We start from the raw sequence: 18137 nt of genomic DNA on the forward strand, positions 1-18137 counted from the left end.
CCCATCCGGAGCCACCGGATTTTTGTTATCTTCGGATGGTGCACCAACCCTGCCGGCATCCGGTTCCGGGTTGTGCACGCATCAACCGACCTACATGAAATTTAAAGATCAATCGGCCATAGTTACCGGTGCCGGTAAGGGCATCGGGCTCGAAATTTGTCGGGAACTCATTCGGGAAGGAGCCCGCGTGGTCCTCAACGACCTGGACGAAAAACTGGCGGCAGAGGCGGCCAGGGCACTGGGCCCATCCTGCACGCCGGTTCCCGGGGATGCCAGCAACCCGGAAATTATCCGGCAGTTGGTCCATGCCGGGACCTCCTTTACCGGTCGCCTGGACATCGCGATCGCCAATGCGGGAATTACCTTGTTTGGCGGGTTCATGGAATATAAACGGGAAGATTTTAACCGGGTGATGGAGGTGAACCTTGCGGGGACCTTCTTCCTGGCGCAGGCGGCAGCCCGCCAAATGAAGCAGCAGGGCAGCGGCGGGGCCCTGTTGTTTATGTCTTCCGTCACCGGCCACCAGGCTCATAAAAACCTGGGCGCCTATGGCATGACCAAAGCGGCCATCGAATTGCTGGCGCGCAACTTGGTCCTGGAGGTTTCCGGTTTCGGGATCCGCGTCAACGCCATTGCCCCCGGGGCGACTAAAACGGAACGTACCCTGGAGGACCCCGATTACACCCCGCTCTGGTCCCGGCTTACCCCTATCGGCCGGCCTGCGGAAACCTCCGATATCGCCCGGGCCGCCCTTTTCCTGGTATCCGAAGACGCCCGGCACATCACCGGCCAGACCCTCGTGGTGGACGGCGGATGGACAGCCGTAAGCCCCTCTCCCTATGAAAAATGACGACCTCTTCCGGCTAGACGGCAAAACCGCCCTGGTTACCGGAGGCGCCAAAGGAATCGGCGCGGCCATCGCGCGGATGTTCGCCAACCGGGGGGCCCGTGTTTTTATCCTGGACAGGGACCGGGAGGCCGGGGAACAGACAGCTGCCGCAATCGCATCCACCAACAGGCAGGCGGCATTTTGTTTCTGCGACCAGGCAGATCCCGAATCGGTTGAAACCGCTATCGAACAGATTGTGGGGGAGGCGGACAAGCTGGATATCCTGGTGAACAATGCCGCCATAGCCCACATCGGGACGGCGGAAACCACCTCAGCCGAGGACATGGACCGGCTGCTGCGTGTAAATGTAGGCGGGGTCCACAACATGCTCCGGGCCGTCCTGCCCCATATGAAAAAACGCGGCGGGGTGATCCTGAACCTGGCGTCCATAGCCAGCGGGCTTGGCTTGCCGGAACGATTTGCCTACAGTTCCACCAAAGGGGCCATCGCCACCATGACACTATCCGTCGCCCGGGACTACCTCCCGTATGGCATTCGCTGTAACTCCCTTTCGCCTGCGCGCGTCCACACCCCCTTCGTAGACGGGTACCTGGCGGAAAATTACCCGGGCCGGGAGGAGGAAATGTATAAAAAGCTCTCCGCCACCCAACCCATCGGCCGCATGGGACGGCCGGAGGAAATCGCTGCGTTTGCCCTTTACCTGTGCTCGGACGAGGCCGCATTCCTGACGGGGTGCGACTACCCCATCGACGGGGGCTTTAAAAACCTGAACACCTGATGAAGCAACCTGAATTATTCAGCCAAAAGCCCAAGCCCGTCCTGGCCCACCGCTGTGAACTGGGTGAAGGCCCGGTATGGGACGACCGCACCGGCAGCCTCATCTGGGTGGATATCCTGGGGGGTACCATCCACGAATTCAATGCGGCCACCGGGAAACACCACCATATAAAAACCCAGGCGCTGGTCGGGGCCGTCGCCTTGTGTACCAACGGCCACCTGCTGGCTGCCCTGGACACCCGCCTGGAATTGATCCACCGGGATTCCGGCAAGCGCAAACCGCTGACGGCCCTGGGACACATCCCCGACGGGATCCGTTGTAACGATGGGAAATGCGACCCGGCCGGGCGTTTCTGGATCGGGACGATGCCCCTTTCCGAAGATCGGCCAATAGGGGCATTGTACTGCCTGGGGCCGGATGGGGAATGTAAGGAACAACTGCGGGGCATCACCATATCCAACGGACTCGCCTGGAACGCGGCGGGTACGACGATGTACTATATCGACACCCCCACCCGGGCTGTCCAGGCCTTCGATTTCAATCCGGAAACCGGGGCGCTTACCAACCGCCGGATTGCCTTTGGCATCCCGGAATCCGAAGGTTTCCCGGACGGGATGACCATCGATTCGGAGGATAAGCTCTGGATTGCCCATTGGGGCGGATGGCAGGTGGCGCGATGGGATCCGGAAACCGGCCGCAAACTCGGGGCTTTCCCCCTGCCCGCCTCCCAAATTACAAGTTGTTCCTTTGGGGGGCCGGATGGGGAAGACCTGTATATCACATCCGCCAGCAAGGGACTCACCCCGGGGGAATTGGAAAAGCAGCCCCTGGCAGGTTCCCTGTTTGTCGTTAAAAACAGCGGTTTCAGGGGGCGCCCCGCCAACCGATTTGCATTTGAAACAAAATTTGATACACCATGAAACTGATTCGTTTCGGCCAGCCCGGTGCCGAAAAACCCGGCTTGTATATCGACGGAACCCGCAGGGACCTCTCGGGACATTTTGCGGATTGGGACCGCGGCTTTTTCAATGCCGGCGGCCTGGAGGAACTCCGGGCACTGGCCGCAAAGGCCGGGGACCTGCCGGAAGTTCCGGAAGACGCCCGTTGGGGTTCGCCGGTTGCCCGGCCGGGCAAGGTAATTTGCATTGGCCTGAACTATTCGGACCACGCTGCTGAGAGTGGGATGGATATCCCAAGAGAACCTATCGTATTCCAAAAGGGTTCCAATACCGTGGTGGGGCCCTACGACGACATTTTGATCCCCCGCGGAAGCGAAAAAACGGATTGGGAGGTGGAACTCGGCATTGTCATGGGCCGGGATGCGCGCTACCTGGCATCCGAATCCGAGGCAGCGGCATACATTGCCGGTTATTGCATCTCCCACGATGTTTCAGAGCGGGCGTTTCAGATTGAAAGGGGCGGCCAGTGGACCAAGGGGAAATCCTGCGACACGTTCAACCCGCTGGGTCCCTGGGTGGCTACCCCGGAGGAAATAGCGGACGTACAGAACCTGGACATGGAACTAAGCGTGAATGGGTCCCAGCGGCAAAGCGGCAATACCGCAACGATGATCTTCAATTGCCGGTTCCTGGTGTATTACCTCTCGCAATTCATGACCCTGGAGGCCGGCGACCTGATATCCACGGGGACGCCCCCGGGGGTTGGCCTTGGGATGAAGCCGCCCCAATATCTGAAGGCCGGGGACGAGGTGGAACTGACCATCGCCGGGTTGGGATGCCAGCGCCAGGTGTGTAAAAATGCCTAGGCCCCGCCTTTGGGGACAGTGATTCAGGAGCCGGGATGCGGAACGCTATCGCATTCAAAACACCGGTCCGGACCCTCCGGCAATTCCAGTTCTTCGGACCCGCTTAGGCGGATTGGTTTGGAGGGCAAATCGCCCAAGACTTCATGGAACCGTTCGGCATACTGCACAATGGAATCCCGCCGGGATTTCAGACGGCTCCGGATTTGGGGGCCATCCAGGCTGTCGACAGCAGGGGGCCATACGGCAAAGGCACCGTCGATAGCGGCGTCCGAAAGCCGCGACTGCAAGTAGCCTGCAGCCTCCTTAAATTCCTCCAGGGAAGCCCTGCCCAGGAAATAGGCATCAAATTCCTGAACCAATCCGGGCAGGTAGCGGATGTCTGATGTGAAGGACTGCACTTCGGGTAGGGAAATCCTGTTGGCGATCAGGTTCGGCAGGATGCCGTCCTGGTCAAAAAATGCGTTGTCCCGGTCGGTGGGCACCGGGGTGGCCCGATAGCCTTCCGGGCCTTTTAAAAGGACCCAGCCCCATTGTTTTGCATGCCGGTCCCAGTCGCCGATAATTAAATCGAACAACCGCGCCCGTAGCAGGGCCTCCCGGTCCAGCCTGAGGGAATCTTTCAATTCGAGCTTGAGTTCCTGGAGGTCTTCCGTGTCGATGAGTTCTATCGCGCCCGGAATCCCGGTCCAATCCACGGGGCCTTCTGATTCGTATTCAAGATAGTAGAGCCGGTTACCGTATTGTTCGTTCAACTCCCCCAGGGATTCCTGGGCTGGTACAAAAACCAGTTGGGGATGCGTGTGGAGGATGCCGGCCGCCTCCGAGAGTTCGGCCACCGCCAGGGCGGCATACGGGTGCTGGGCGGAAACCCCGTCGATGACGATGTTCTCCAGGCCGAGCTGCCGTGCCAGGTCGGGCACCAGTTTTTCCGGGTCCTTGCTCAGGCTGCGAAGGGTAAAGCGGATTCCCTGCGGGTCCTTGAACTCCAGGGAATGGGTTTGTTTGCCCCCGCCTTCCTCGATGAAGGTCATGCCCCCTTTCAGCGTGTCCAGATAGGCGATGGGAACAGTTACCGGGGTGGCCCAGGCGTCGCGGTATTGTTCGCCCTGCATAAATTCCTTCACCCAACTGGCCTCGTAGAGCGTGTTGGCCGCAACCGTCACCGAATCGTATTCCCTGAAATCCAGGGATTCCACATCCCCCATCCCAAGAACCTGGCAGGTCCGGAACTCGTCTTCCGTTTCCCCCAGGGACCAATACACAAGAACCAGAAACAGGCCCAATACGATTAAGAAACCAATCAAATACTTACGCATGGCATTACATTTTTGGTCAGACGGATCAAGCGCTCAGAAACCGACGAGCTTTATGTGAGCGGGTCCCTGCGGAATACTTCGATCAGGTTAAAAATCAGGATACAGAAAAACACCCAGATGAGCCCTGCGATAAACCCGCCAACGATATCCGACGGGTAATGGACCCCCAGGTAAATCCGGCTCACGCCGATGCTCAGGATCAGCAGGGCCAGCAAAAAGATCACCAACCCCTTGAGGGCTGTATGCATTTTGAAATGGTACACCAGATAGATCAAAAACCCGTAAAACGCCATGGCGCTCATCGCATGGCCGCTTGGGTAACTGAGGGTCTTGACCACGACCAGGTGCTCAATCCCCGGGCGCGCCCGGTCTATAAAGCGTTTGAGTATCATATTGGAGATTGAGGCGAGGGCGAGAACCAGGACAATCTGCCAGATGTACTTCCATCGTTTGAATACCAGGATGGTCAGCAGCACACTGATGCCCAGGATCACCAGATACCCGTTTACATCCCCTATTTCAGTCACTGCGATAAAGTAGGATGTCAGGCCCGGGCTCCGGTAGGAAAGCACATAATCCGTGACGCGCTGGTCCCAGGCGGCCAGGGCCTCCGTATGCAGCGTGTCGGTGAGTTCGATAAACAGGTTGATACCGCCCACCACGATAATCAGGGCAGCTATCAGGGTCACCAGGTAGGGCGAAAACCGGGGCAGATGGTCCAGGACGGGAGCCAGAAACGACCGTAGCTTCCGGATCAGCGAATCCATCAGGGCGCGGATTGAAGTCTTCATAAAGCGTCAAAAGGTTGGTATCCTCAGAAAGGCAAAATAGCTAAAACCGATGGGAATTTTGTGTCCTATCAGTAGCCTGGGATATGCAACCCGAGAAAGAGGTCCCGGTAAGCGGTGAGCATCCCATCCTCGGGCCTGGGCGCAACAATGCCCGATCCACCCCGGTTATCCATCGCCTTTCGGTGGGTCCCGGTCAGCAGCGGGTCGTCCTGGAAATGGTAGGAATCCAGGTAATACGGGATGGTATTCGGCTCTTTGACGGTCAGGTGGATATGTTCCGGTTCGCTCCGGCTCGGATAGGCCCCCGGGCGGAAGGTGTAGATGGTGTATTTGCCGTCCGGGCCTGTACGGACCCATCCGCGTATAAAACCATGGTGGCGGGCCCAGCCGGTTTCATCCCCCCTTGTTTCGTAAATCCCCTCCCGGTTGGTCTGGTAAAAATAGAGGATAACCCCCTCTGCCGGGGTCTTACCGTCGGCCTGAAACACCGTCCCGGTAAGGCGGAGTTTGGGTTCTGTTTCCTTGAATTTCGGCAGGGTATCCACGGCATTCAAATGCCTATCCCCGTATTCGAGCAATGCCTCGCATCCCTCACACGGGCCGCCGACCACCCGTTCCTCCTGAGCCCCTTGTTTCTGTGGAGTCGGGTGATCTGCTGAGGCATCCCGGCCTCCCTGCCCCCGGCAGCTCCAGAAAGCCAGCGCCAGCAGTAGCAGTACAGCATTGCTGATTCCCGCGGGGCGACTGGGTATTGCAGCCCCTATCAGATTATCCAACTAACGGGGGTTTGTCGGAAATAAACGGCTGGTTGTAACGCCTCCGGCCATCGGCCTTGTAAAGCGCATTGGCCAGGGCCCCCATAATGGGCGGGAATGGCGGTTCCCCCATCCCGGTGGGGTCCGTGTCGCTTTCCACAAAATGCACGTCAATGGACTTGGGCGCTTCGCTGTGGCGGATGAGTCGGTAGCGGTCAAAATTGGTCTGCTCCGGGACCCCGTCCCGGAACGTCAGCGCGCTGTACATGGCGTGTCCTATTCCGTCTACTGCCCCGCCCTCGGCCAGGTTGGTGGCTGCATCCGGGTTGACGACAATCCCGCAGTCGATGGCGGCGCAAACGCGGTCTACCACCGGCTGGCCATTTTGCATCACCACATCGAGCACCTGGGCCACGTAACTTTCGTGGCAGAAATAAGCGGAAACGCCCCGGTATTTCCCGGGGGTGTCCTGCCCCCAACCGGATTTTTCCCGGACGAGTTCCAAAACGCCGGCATAGCGGTCTGCCTCATAGTCATTGTCCTCCCCCACCGGGTTGTCCTGAGCCCGCTTCAGCAGGTCCAACCGGAATTGGATCGGGTCCTGCCCGGCGGCCTCGGCCACTTCGTCCAGGAAGGCCTGTTCGGCCCCCGCGATAAAGTTGGACCGTGGGGCGCGGAAGGCACCAGTGGTGATATTCGTCTCCAGGGTCCAGTCTTCCGCCAGGTAGTTATCCAATGCCCCGGCCGGGAACCGGTTGGCAAAGAGCGGGCTTTCCGGCACGCCGCCGGCACGCACGTGGAAGGCCGTCAACTGGTTGTTTTCATCCAGGGCTGCCCGGTAGGTAGCCCGGTAAGCGGGCCGGTAGGTGCCCTGGGTCATATCGTCCTCCCGTGTATACACCAACTTGACGGGGGCCTGCACCTTTTGGGAAATGGCAGCGGCCTCCACCATAAAGTGCCCGTAGAGCCGCCGGCCAAAGCCGCCGCCCATCCGGGTCATCATGATATCTATTTTCTCCAGGGGCATGCCGAGCCGGGCCGCGACGGCGTGCTCCATCCACTCGGGAGTCTGGGTGGGGCCCAGAAGTTCCGCCCGGTCTGCAGTCACATGGGCAAAAAAGTTCATCGGCTCCATGGTATTGTGGGCAAGGAACGGGCAGGTATAGGTCCGTTCAATCACCTTGGCTGCATTGCTGAAAGCCGCTTCGGGGTTCCCGTCCCTTCGAACCACGCGTCCTTTCCGCGCCGCGAGTTCCTCCATTTTTTTTGCGTGATCGTCTGTGCTCTCCGCGCCCGCCGGGTGGTTCACCACGATATCGTTCCCAAACAGCGACATGCCGATGGATTGATCGGGAGCCGCTTCCCACTGGGCATTCAATGCTTTTTTGGCCTGGAAGACCTCCCAGGTAGTTTCCCCGAGTACAATGACCAGCTCGTTAAAAGCCGTATGGTCAAAGGCCCCCCGGCTGTAGTCGTCCTCGTAGAGTTTGATGGTGAAGACATCCCGGATCCCCGGCATGGATTTGACTGCCTCGGCATCGTAGGATTTCAGTTGCAGGCCGAAAGCTGGCGGGTGCACCGGGCTCGCTATCAGCATGCCCTCCCGCTGCACGTCCAGGCCGAAAAGGGGTTTACCGGTGACGATGTTTCGCCCGTCCACGTTTTTGCGGGACGTACCGATGATTTTAAACTCGGAAGGCGATTTGAGTTCCACGTCTTCCGGCACCTCCATTTTGGCAGCGGCTGCAGCCATCTCCCCGTAGCCGGCGGAGTTGCCGCTGGCCTCATGGGTGAGCATCCCGGCGTCCGTGGTGATTTCCGCTGCCGGGACCTGCCAGGCCTGTGCGGCGGCTTCCCGCAGCATGTGGCGGGCCGTGGCCCCCGCCATCCGCAGGGCCGGCCAGCCGTTTGCGATGGACCGGCTTCCGCCGGCTACCTGCCAGGAAAAATTCTCCGTGTTGAGCGCCGCCTGTTCGACAACCACGTTGTCCCAGTCCACATCGAGTTCCTCGGCCACGATCATCGGCATGGAAGTCTTTACATTCTGGCCGATCTCAGGGTTCGGGGACATGATGGTCACCACCCCGTTGTCGCCAATCTTTAAAAAGGCGTTCATCTCGAACCACTCCTCCGGCATCTCCAGGGTGGCAATTTCTTCGGTTTGTTCGGGTTTGCAGGAATTCAGCCAGCTGAACCCGAGGACCAGGCCACCCCCGGCCAGGCTGGTGTTCCGGATAAAGGCACGGCGTCCGAATTTTGTCTTAACAAGCGTCATAATAGTGTTTTAGGTGGATGTCTTAGTGAATCGGTGCGCAGGACCCCCGGCTATTCCCCGGATGCCGCCATTTTGATGGCTTTCTTGATGCGCACATAGGTGCCGCATCGGCAGATATTCCCGTTCATGGCCCCTTCGATGTCCGCGTCCGTGGGGGACGGGTTGCTCTTGAGCAGGGCGGCGGCAGACATGATTTGTCCCGCCTGGCAGTAGCCGCACTGGGGGACGTCCACTTCCAGCCAGGCCTTTTGCACTGGATGGTCGCCGTTTTCGGATAGCCCTTCGATGGTAGTCACTTCCTGGTTGCCCACTGCCGATACCGGCAGCATGCAGGAGCGCGTGGCCGTATTGCCCAGGTGGATGGTGCAGGCGCCGCACTGGGCAATCCCGCAGCCGTACTTTGTGCCGACCAGGTTCAGGTGGTCGCGTAGTACCCAGAGGAGCGGGGTGGACGGGTCCACGTCCACTTCCCGGATTTCACCGTTGATGTTGAGTTGGTATGTTGCCATAATTTCTGATATTCAATTAAATATACAATATTTTCTCGCCCATCCAACCAACTTCATGCCGTCGAAAGCGATTTCAAATAGGGCTGGTCGTACAGGCGTTTCCCGGTTGCCTGGTACAGGGCGTTGGCCAGGGCTGCGAAAATCGGTGGGAAGGTAGGTTCGCCCAGGCCGGTTGGGTCTACCGTGTTTTCAACAAAATGGATGTTTATTTCTTCCGGGGCTTCGGACATGCGGATCATCCGGTATTGGTCAAAATTCCTTTTTGCAGGTACGCCGTCTACAAAGGTCAGTTCCCCGAATAGCGCGTTCCCGATACCGTCAACAATTCCGCCTTCTGCCAGGTTCCGGGCGGCATCCGGGTTCACCACCAGGCCGCAATCCAGGGCACAGGTCACCCTTTGAACCCGGGGCACCCCGTTTTCCATCTTCAGGTCCAGCACCTGGGCAGCATAGGAATTGTGGCAGAAATACGCCGAAACGCCGCGGTGGATCCCGGGCTCCTGCTGCCCCCAACCCGATTTTTCCCTTACCAGTTCCAGTACGCCGGCGTATCGCTCCGGGTCGTAATCGTTATTCACGCCTTCCAACGGATTCGTGATGGCCCGTTCCAGCAACTCCAGCCGGAAATCGATCGGATCCTTACCGGCAGCCTCGGCCACCTCATCCAGGAAGGACTGTTCCGCACTGGCCATAAAATTGGAGCGCGGTGCCCTGAATGACCCCACAGTGAGGTTCGTGTCGATCGTCCACTCCTCGGCCAGGTAGTTGTCCACGGCCCCCGCCGGGAAACGGTCTGCCGCAAGCGGGCTTTCCGGGATCCCTCCGGTTTTCACATGGAAACCGATGAGCCGGTTGTCGGCATCCAGGGCAGCCCGGAATTGGGCGTGGTAGGCCGGGCGGTAAATTCCGTCGGTCATATCGTCCTCCCGGCTGTAAACCAGTTTCACCGGGGCTTTCATTTTTTGTGAAATCAGGGCAGCTTCAATGAGCCAGTGCGCATAGGAACGGCGGCCGTACCCCCCGCCAAAGCGCGTCATCTGAATTTCAATATCTTCTATGGGCATGCCCAACCTTGCGGCCAGGGCCTGTTCGGTAAGGTCCGGCTTCTGCAACGGCCCAATCAGATCGGCCTTATCCGCCGTTACATGGGCAAAAAAATTCATGGGCTCCATGCAATTATGCGCCAGGAACGGTGCGGTGTACGTCCTTTCGATAATCCGGTCGGCACGGGCAAATGCCCCTTCGGGATCGCCGTCCTTACGTCTGATTTCAGCAGGTTTTGCAGCCATTTCTGCCATTCGGGCGCGATGCTCCGTAGTGCTTTCCAGGCCTGCCGGAATGGTTTCCTGGTACTGCCGGCCGAAGCGGTCGCGGGTATTTGTGGTAGTTTCAATCGGCACGCATTCCATCTTCAGGGCCTTTTTCGCCTGCATTACCTCCCAGGTGGAATCCCCAACGATGACGGCAACCTCGTTATAGGTGCGCGTATCGAAAAACGTCTTGACATAATCCTCTTTAAAGACCTTAACGGTGAAGACATCCCGGATTCCCGGCATCCCCCGCACGGCCGAATCGTCGATGGATTTCAATTTCAGCCCGAAAGCCGGGGGATGGGCAATCATGGCGATAAGCATGCCATCGCGAACCGTATCCATGCCAAAAAGCGGCTTACCCGTTACGATTTTAAGCCCATCAACATTCTTGCGGGAAGTCCCGATGATGGTAAAATCCTTGATCTTCTTCAGTTCAATTTCCTCCGGTACGGCAATTTGGGAAGCAGCAGCGGCCATCTCCCCGTAGCCGGCCGATTTCCCGCTGGGCTCATGGTGCAACTGGCCCGCGCTTGTGGTAATCTCGCCCAGGGGTACTTCCCAGGCCGAAGCCGCTGCCTGGCGCAGCATGTACCGGGCCGAGGCGCCAGCCATCCGCAGGGCAGGCCAACCGCGCCGGATGGCCTGGCTGCCCCCCAGCCATTGGAACTGGAAGGCATCTGCATTGAGCGGAGCCTGTTCCACCACCACATTCATCCAGTCCACATCCAACTCGTCGGCCACAATCATCGGCATGGACGTTTTTACATTCTGCCCTCCTTCCGGGTTGGGGGCCATAATGGTCACCAGCCCGTTATCGCCTATCTTCAGGTGGCCGTTCAGTTGAAACCACTCCTCGGGTAGGCGGCTCACTTCCTCCTGGGTCATATTGCAGGAAGCCAGCCAGTTGAATGTCAGAATAAGGCCTCCGCTGCCGAGGGCGGATCGTTTGATAAATGCGCGCCTTCCAAAAGTTGTTTTAACTGGGGTCATGGAGTGTTTTCTTAAATTGAGATTTCCTAATAAGATACGAAATTTCAAGGGCTTGGGATACCTGTAATGGTCAAAGCGACAAGCTTTGACGCAAACCGCGCGGGTCTTGAATATCCGGCTATCCGACTATAGCCGGCCGGTCCGTTGCAAACGGCTGGCGGTACAACCGCCGCCCGCTTGCTTTGTAGATAGCATTCGCCAGGGCGCCCGTTACCGGCGGGAAGGGCGGTTCGCCCAACCCGGTCGGGTCGATGTCGTTCTCGACAAAGTACACCTCGATGTTCTTTGGCGCCTCGGCATGACGGATGATTTTATACTTGTCAAAATTCGTTTGGTTTGTGCGACCGTCCGTAAAGTTTAATTCGCCGTACATGGCATTTCCTACCCCGTCCACGATAGCCCCTTCGGCCATGTTGGTCGCGGCATCCGGATTGATGACAATCCCACAATCCAGGGCGCAAACCACACGTTCCACCTTCGGGGTGTTCCCTTCCATGACCACGTCGATGACATGTGCTGCATAACTGTTGTGGCAAAAGTACGCTGCCACGCCCCTGTGGACGCCCCGGGGGGATTGATCCCAATTCGATTTTTCGCGTACGAGTTTCAGAACCCCGGCAAGTCGATCCGGGTCGTAGTCATTGTTTTCGCCAACCGGGTTATTTTTTGCCCGTTCAATCAATTCCAGCCTGAAGTCAATAGGGTCTTTCCCCGCCAGCTCGGCTACTTCGTCCAAAAAAGCCTGCTCCACCCCGGCCATGAAATTGGAGCGGGGTGCCCGGTAGGCACCAATGGTGATATTTGAATTGACCTCCCATTGCTCGGCCAGGTAATTTTCCACCGCACCCGCCGGGAAGCGGTTGGCGAACAAAGGGGTTTCCGGGATTCCGCCCGCCTTTACATGGAAGGCGACCAGGTTGTTATCCGCATCCAGTGCCGCGCGGTATGTGGCGTGATAGGTAGGCCTGTAGATCCCGCAGGTCATGTCGTCTTCCCGGGTATAGACCAGTTTTACCGGTTGGCCCACTTCCCGGGATATCAGCGCGGCTTCTACTGCGTAATGGCCGTAGGCGCGACGCCCGAAACCGCCTCCCATCCGCGTCAATTCAATCTCCACCTTCTCGGGAGGCAGGTTCAATCGGGCGGCTACTGTGGGTTCGGTAAGGACCGGCGCCTGTAATGGCCCGGCGAGCTTGGCCCCTTCTTCTGTTACATGGGCGAAAAAATTCATGGGCTCCATGCAGTTGTGCGCGAGGAACGGGCAGGAATACGATCGCTCGATTACCTGGGCGGCCCCGGCAAAGGCGCGTTCCGGATTGCCGTCTTTACGCGCCGTTGTGCCCGACCCGGCAGCCATCTCCTCCATCTTTGCATAATGGTCATCAGTGCTTTCCAGCCCACCCGGGACTTCAATTTCCATCTCGTTGCCAAACCGGTCCATTTTGAACCGGGAATCGGATATAGGCTCCCACTCCGCCTGTACACTTTTCTTTGCATTCATCACCTCCCAGGTAGATTTACCCACAACGGCTACCAGGTCGGTAAATGCATTCGTATCAAAATACCCCCGTGTAAAGCTGTCCTCCAGCGTTTTGATCTGGATAACATCTACAATGCCCGGCATGGACCGGGCCGCGGTTGCATCAAAGGATTTCAATCGCAATCCGAAGGCCGGCGGATGGATCACCATGGCCGTAAGCGCCCCTTCATACTGGTAATCCAGGCCAAACAACGGCTTCCCGGTAATGATTTTCCGGGTTTCCACGTCCTTTTTAGAGGTTCCGATAATGGTAAAGTCTTCCACGTTTTTCAGGGTAACCTCCTCAGGTACTTCCAGGGTCGCTGCCAGTGAAGCCAGGTCTCCGAACCCGGCCGTATTCCCGGAGGCTTCGTGCGAGACAACACCATTTGAGACTGAGATTTCCCCGATCGGTACCGCCCAGGTTTGAGCAGCGGCCTGCTTTAGCATTTGTTTGGCAGATGCGCCCGCTATACGAAGGCCCTCCCACCTCCGGCGGATGCCCTGGCTCCCGCCGGTGAATTGCCAGCCGTAGGCCTCCTGGTCAAAGTTCGCCTGTTCCACCAACACATCCTCCCAATCGACATCCAGCTCATCGGCTACAATCATCGGCATGGAGGTGATGACCCCCTGGCCGAATTCGGGATTGGGGGCCATGATGGTGACCAGGCCGTTATCTCCGATCTTCAGGTAGGAATTGATCTCGAACCATTCATCCGGCATCTCCCGTACAGCCACTTCATTGGAATCTTTGGGTTTACAGGCATTGAAGATGCTAAAACCAAGCACCAAACCCCCTCCGGCCAGGCTGGTGTTCTTGATAAAGGCACGTCGCCCCATATGCGTTTTTACAAGCGTCATATTTGATATTTTATTTTTATTAAGCCGGGTTATCCCGTGGTTTGCTTAGCTTCCCCCCTGGGCTGCCTGCTTAACTGCTTTCTTGATCCGCACATACGTGCCGCACCGGCAGATATTGCCGTTCATGGCAGATTCGATATCCGAATCCGAGGGGTTCGGGTTTTGTTTCAACAGGGCGCTGGCCGTCATGATCTGGCCTGCCTGGCAGTATCCGCACTGGGGAACATCTACATCCAGCCAAGCCTTTTGTACCGGGTGATCGCCGTTTTCGGAGAGGCCTTCGATAGTCGTCACCTCCTGATCGCCTACCGCCGAAACGGGAAGCATGCAGGAACGTGTTGCTGTATCCCCCAGGTGGATCGTACAGGCGCCGCACTGGGCGATCCCGCAACCGTATTTGGTACCTACCAGGTTCAGGTGGTCGCGAAGTACCCATAAAAGCGGGGTTGCCGGATCCACGTCCACCGCCATGGTGGAGCCGTTGATTTTCAGGTTGAAATTTGCCATATGTGGTTTTTAATCCTTTAAAATTAAATATTCCGGGCTGCCTCGGGCTATAAAATTCAAACATAGCCCCCGGCTGCTTGTTAAACTTTTGTAAAAAGCTCACTCCCGGGTTAAAACCCCATTTCAGGGCTTGCCAGAACAAGGAAAATCAAAAGGAGGTAATATTTCATTTCGCTTTCTTTTGACGGTCCCTGAAAACAGTTGGGGGAACACCTGTGTGCCTCTTGAAAAATGCGCTGAAATTGTTGGCTTCCCGGAAGCCGAGCGACCAGGAAATATTCGCGATTTTCCAATCGGTTTCCCACAGCAGTCGTTTGGCCTCCAGGACAAACCGTTCATTGAGCACCTCCGTGGTGGTTTTGCCTGTAACTGCTGTCAGTGCCCGGTTCAGGTGGTTCACATGAACTTGAAGCACCCGGGCAAAATCGGAAGGCTTGCGGAGTTGCACGGGCGCCTGGTCTCCATCCACGGGAAATTGCTGTTCCAGGTGCTGTTTAAAGACCCGGACCAGGTCCGAGTTCGCTTTACCTTTTCCAGTCAACTGCTTCGTCAATTAATGCGAGATCTCGTGGGTGTCGCGGACACTGCTGAAGGTGAGGGCCAATAATTGCCAATTATCCCCTTCCCTCTTGTAGACCTCAGTGACCGTAAATTCGTTGGATACGTCATTTCCCCGAACGTGGGCCATCAGGGTGATCCGGTTCCACAGGACGGCGGTATCCCCGAAGACTTCCACCGCCACGTCATGTACATCGGCCTGTTTGTACCAGATGCTCCCGGTTTTAATGATTTCGAGCTCCCGATCCTTTTTCCAGGAACCGCTCATGTGGACGAACTTGGACTTCTCGTGAAAAACCTTGTCGAGTTCCTCTGCGTTCTTGTCTGCCATCCACTGCCATTTGGCCTGTGAAAGTTTCTCGATTTCCTGCTTAACAGCCGCATCCTGCGCGAATGTTGTAACTCCTATTACAAATACAAATAGACTGATAAATCTCGTTTTCATTTTCTTATGTTTAGAATTCATGTTGCTCTAATTTTTATTCCATATTTCAGTCAGCGTTCGAGTTGCCGTTCCCAAAAACGCGTGGCCAGGTCCAGCCATCCTTCAGCTTCCGTCCCCGTTCCCAGGCCAAAACCGTGACCCGCGTGTTCATATCTTTTATATTCCACATCCGCTCCGGCGCCTTTCAGGTTGGCAACCCGCCTTTCCACGGTGCGGATGTCGACAATTGGGTCATTCGCCGCCACCGTGATAAAGGCCGGAGAAAAATCGTTCGAATAGGTAGCCTGCCCCGTATAGGCAATAACTGCTGCGGCCGGTTTGGGCAAATTATCTCCCCCATAGGCAGACACGCCATCCCGGGCAATATCCCCCACCATCCGGGCACCGGCCGAGCCGCCCCAAAGCGAATACCCCCCGGTGTCCACTTGTAAATCCCGGGCTTGTCGAAATAGGTAGCTGATGGCGGCCGCTAAGTCTTCGGTTGCCCATCGCCCGCTGCCAATTCGATAGCGTATGACAAAGGCATTGTATCCCTTTTTACTCAATTCACGCGCCAGCGGAAAGCCTTCGTGCAGGGATCCCACATAGGAAAATCCCCCGCCCGGGCAGATGATGGCCATCGGGGCACCGGGTTTTCCCCGAAAATAGAAGAGGCCGGTATTCTTTTTATCCGGGTTTTGCCTTTTTTGGTCCTCGGTATAATAATCGTAAAATATTTTGTTCCCCTCGCCTACCTCATCGATCATATCATTCAAGGCCGCTAGAACATCGTCGGGTTTCACCCGGCTGTGGTAAGGCATCAATGACGCTACATTGCGCAGGGGAACATGGTAATAGCGAGTATTGTCGTCATGCGGCAACAGCAAGCGTCCGAATTCCCCAAAGGCCGTGTGGGCCACAATATCCCCCACCCGGTTGTTCTTATTTAAATGCCTGCTTTGTATATCCGATTGACGCACCTGAGTCGTTTTTTCCGGTTTATCCGCACCATTATTCCGGCAAAATATTCCGGGTATGGAGATACATATGGCAATTATGAAAGCACGGAAGAAGCCGGTTAAAATCATGGCAATTATTAATTTGCTTTTTCAGTTTCGGGTTTTGCGAATTTTCGCCCGCTTTATCACCTTCTCAAATCCCCCTGGTTTGTACTGTTGCACGGAGTAGCTCCATAACTTTCTCAATCACATCCAGACGTTCTTTTCTGGGATCCGGTTTGCCAACCGGGTTGCCGTCGGGTTGGATTTCGAGAATCCTGTTGCCTGCAGGTGTATATTCAGGCCATTGTGGCAGCCCGTTGGCATTGGGGTTACCTGTCCTGGCGAAGTTTACCCAATAGGCATTCATTATTCTCGCAACTTCTTTGTCTTCTGGCGTTGGAGGGGGCGGGGGCGGTCCGAAGCCCCCTACTCCGAGTTTGTTAAAAACAAACGCGACATCTGTTCCGTGACCAGGCCCAAAGGTCATTCGCTCCTTCATAGCCGCCGGTACATACGAAAAGAGAAAAACGTACGCCGGCTGGTCAACGGCAGCAACCGAACTTGCTGCAAACCGTGCGGGCTCCCCCCACACCCAATCCGTATTGAACCGGGTTTGTACCTCGGCAAATTCTTTACTGTTCCCAGGGTCATAAGCAGCTCGCGCTTCATCTTCAAGATCCCCGAACAAAGCGAATAACTCTGCCTTAGAACTGCTCGAGTTAACAAATCCGCCCCCAATCTCCGCGCTGTTATTTCCGATCATCAGCGGTACCTTCGCCTGTCTTCCTGCCTTGTAGGCACTCTCGGCAGTCTCCACAACAAATTCCCCGTCGAGAATGGGGCCTGAATAAATTCGTGGCCCTCCCTGCCCATCATATTCCTGCCCGCCGTCTACAATCTCCTCAACACTCAGGGATCGAAGTTTTTCCAGGGTAGCCGCATCGCTACCTTCTATCCCGTGTTTACGGGCAAAGTTTACGCCGATGGTTTCGGCTGAAATGGGGTAAAGTGCGTCGGCATCGTCCTTTCGTATGGGCCTGCCTGTAAGGACTCCGTCCCTTCCGCCGCTGGAATGACCGATTGCCTTGTGAAAAAGCCCCTGCGCGTCCGGAATGGTCATGAGCGCATGGATGGCCACGCCCCCGGCCGAAAACCCGAAAATGGTCACATTTTCCGGATCGCCCCCAAAGGCGGCAATATTCTTTTGCACCCACTTGAGGGCGGCAATGTTGTCCATAAATGCATAACTGCCTTTGTCCTCATCGGGATGCTCATCACTCAGGGCGGGAAATGCATAATGGCCCAAACGACCCAACCGGTAATTAACCGTAACCAGGATAACTCCCTGTTTTGCAAATTCATCGCCAACCGTCCCTGCCCCGGAACCGCTGCCGCCTGTAAAACCGCCGCCGTGAAACCATACCATTACCGGCAATTTTTCATTAGCCCCGGCATCTGCAGGAGCCCAGACATTGAGATATAAACAGTCTTCAGATGACCCGTCAACAATGGTGCCCGGAGCTCCCCCCCAGCCCGACTGTGCGCAAATTGGACCGTAGTCTACGGCATCGCGCACTCCTTCCCAGGGTGTTACCGGCTGTGGGGGTCGCCAGCGATATTCGCCAATCGGGGGAGCCGCAAAGGGAATTCCCTTAAAACTGGCAACAGCCTCGGCCTGTACTCCCCGCAATTCACCGTCCGCTGTACTGACAATGGGGTTTTGCGCGGTAGCGGTAAGCGATAGAATCAATAAAACAATAGAAAATAGTGGCTTCATAAGTGACTCATTAGGATTTCCTTCGGGGAATTTTGACACACTACAAATATGGATACGAAAGAGCGGAAGCCTAGTATATGAAATACGGTTAGTCATACCATTATTACCGATGGCCAGGCACATCCTGTTGAGAATGACACTGATTGCC

General features: G+C 56.7%; 16 protein-coding genes. 4 read left to right on the plus strand and 12 right to left on the minus strand.

Annotation, left to right across the window (positions count from 1 at the left end; all coding sequences use genetic code 11):
• The first annotated feature begins 94 nt into the window (after positions 1-94).
• From AC3DKS_RS08720 to AC3DKS_RS08735, 4 genes are read left to right on the plus strand one after another with little or no spacing between them, the layout of a single operon-like run.
• Positions 95-850, plus strand: a complete 756-nt coding sequence (locus AC3DKS_RS08720) for an SDR family NAD(P)-dependent oxidoreductase (protein ID WP_272607785.1) — start codon at positions 95-97, stop codon at positions 848-850.
• On the plus strand, positions 840-1628 hold the full coding sequence (locus AC3DKS_RS08725) for an SDR family NAD(P)-dependent oxidoreductase (protein ID WP_015755394.1): 789 nt from the start codon (positions 840-842) through the stop codon (positions 1626-1628). The genes AC3DKS_RS08720 and AC3DKS_RS08725 overlap by 11 nt, the downstream gene beginning before the upstream one ends.
• Entirely contained in the window at positions 1628-2548 is a 921-nt protein-coding gene (locus tag AC3DKS_RS08730) for an SMP-30/gluconolactonase/LRE family protein (RefSeq protein WP_272607784.1), read from the plus strand. The genes AC3DKS_RS08725 and AC3DKS_RS08730 overlap by 1 nt, the downstream gene beginning before the upstream one ends.
• A complete protein-coding gene (locus tag AC3DKS_RS08735; RefSeq protein WP_272607783.1) occupies positions 2545-3393 on the plus strand; it encodes a fumarylacetoacetate hydrolase family protein in 849 nt (282 codons plus the stop codon). Before AC3DKS_RS08730 ends, AC3DKS_RS08735 begins: the two co-directional genes overlap by 4 nt.
• A 23-nt stretch (positions 3394-3416) precedes the next feature.
• Here the strand turns inward: AC3DKS_RS08735 and AC3DKS_RS08740 are convergent, their stop codons facing one another.
• From AC3DKS_RS08740 to AC3DKS_RS08795, 12 genes are all read right to left on the minus strand, one after another.
• Positions 3417-4709, minus strand: coding sequence for a HipA domain-containing protein (locus AC3DKS_RS08740; protein ID WP_420593352.1), 1293 nt, complete (start codon positions 4707-4709; stop codon positions 3417-3419).
• A gap of 50 nt (positions 4710-4759) precedes the next feature.
• The gene (locus tag AC3DKS_RS08745) at positions 4760-5500 is read right to left on the minus strand and encodes a phosphatase PAP2 family protein (protein WP_272607781.1); all 741 of its coding nucleotides are present in this window, start codon (positions 5498-5500) and stop codon (positions 4760-4762) included.
• Between the two features lie 68 nt (positions 5501-5568).
• Complete coding sequence (locus AC3DKS_RS08750; RefSeq protein WP_272607780.1) at positions 5569-6276, minus strand: dioxygenase family protein; 708 nt, start codon at positions 6274-6276, stop codon at positions 5569-5571.
• Positions 6269-8530, minus strand: a complete 2262-nt coding sequence (locus tag AC3DKS_RS08755) for a xanthine dehydrogenase family protein molybdopterin-binding subunit (RefSeq protein ID WP_015755400.1) — start codon at positions 8528-8530, stop codon at positions 6269-6271. The genes AC3DKS_RS08750 and AC3DKS_RS08755 overlap by 8 nt, the downstream gene beginning before the upstream one ends.
• A gap of 50 nt (positions 8531-8580) precedes the next feature.
• Positions 8581-9039, minus strand: coding sequence for a (2Fe-2S)-binding protein (locus tag AC3DKS_RS08760; protein WP_272607779.1), 459 nt, complete (start codon positions 9037-9039; stop codon positions 8581-8583).
• 53 nt (positions 9040-9092) lie between these two features.
• Positions 9093-11342, minus strand: a complete 2250-nt coding sequence (locus tag AC3DKS_RS08765) for a xanthine dehydrogenase family protein molybdopterin-binding subunit (protein WP_272607778.1) — start codon at positions 11340-11342, stop codon at positions 9093-9095.
• 118 nt (positions 11343-11460) lie between these two features.
• Entirely contained in the window at positions 11461-13722 is a 2262-nt protein-coding gene (locus AC3DKS_RS08770) for a xanthine dehydrogenase family protein molybdopterin-binding subunit (RefSeq protein WP_272607777.1), read from the minus strand.
• 45 nt (positions 13723-13767) lie between these two features.
• Positions 13768-14229 (minus strand): (2Fe-2S)-binding protein, encoded by a 462-nt coding sequence (locus AC3DKS_RS08775; protein WP_015755404.1) that lies wholly within the window; start codon positions 14227-14229, stop codon positions 13768-13770.
• A gap of 166 nt (positions 14230-14395) precedes the next feature.
• On the minus strand, positions 14396-14770 hold the full coding sequence (locus tag AC3DKS_RS08780) for a helix-turn-helix domain-containing protein (RefSeq protein WP_272607776.1): 375 nt from the start codon (positions 14768-14770) through the stop codon (positions 14396-14398).
• Positions 14771-14782: 12 nt separating this feature from the next.
• Entirely contained in the window at positions 14783-15232 is a 450-nt protein-coding gene (locus AC3DKS_RS08785; protein ID WP_272607775.1) for a nuclear transport factor 2 family protein, read from the minus strand.
• A 50-nt stretch (positions 15233-15282) separates the two neighbouring features.
• The gene (locus tag AC3DKS_RS08790) at positions 15283-16191 is read right to left on the minus strand and encodes an alpha/beta hydrolase (protein ID WP_272607774.1); all 909 of its coding nucleotides are present in this window, start codon (positions 16189-16191) and stop codon (positions 15283-15285) included.
• A 172-nt stretch (positions 16192-16363) separates the two neighbouring features.
• On the minus strand, positions 16364-18112 hold the full coding sequence (locus tag AC3DKS_RS08795) for a carboxylesterase/lipase family protein (protein ID WP_238528074.1): 1749 nt from the start codon (positions 18110-18112) through the stop codon (positions 16364-16366).
• Positions 18113-18137 lie beyond the last annotated feature (25 nt).

The sequence above is a fragment of the Robiginitalea sp. genome (assembly GCF_982776155.1).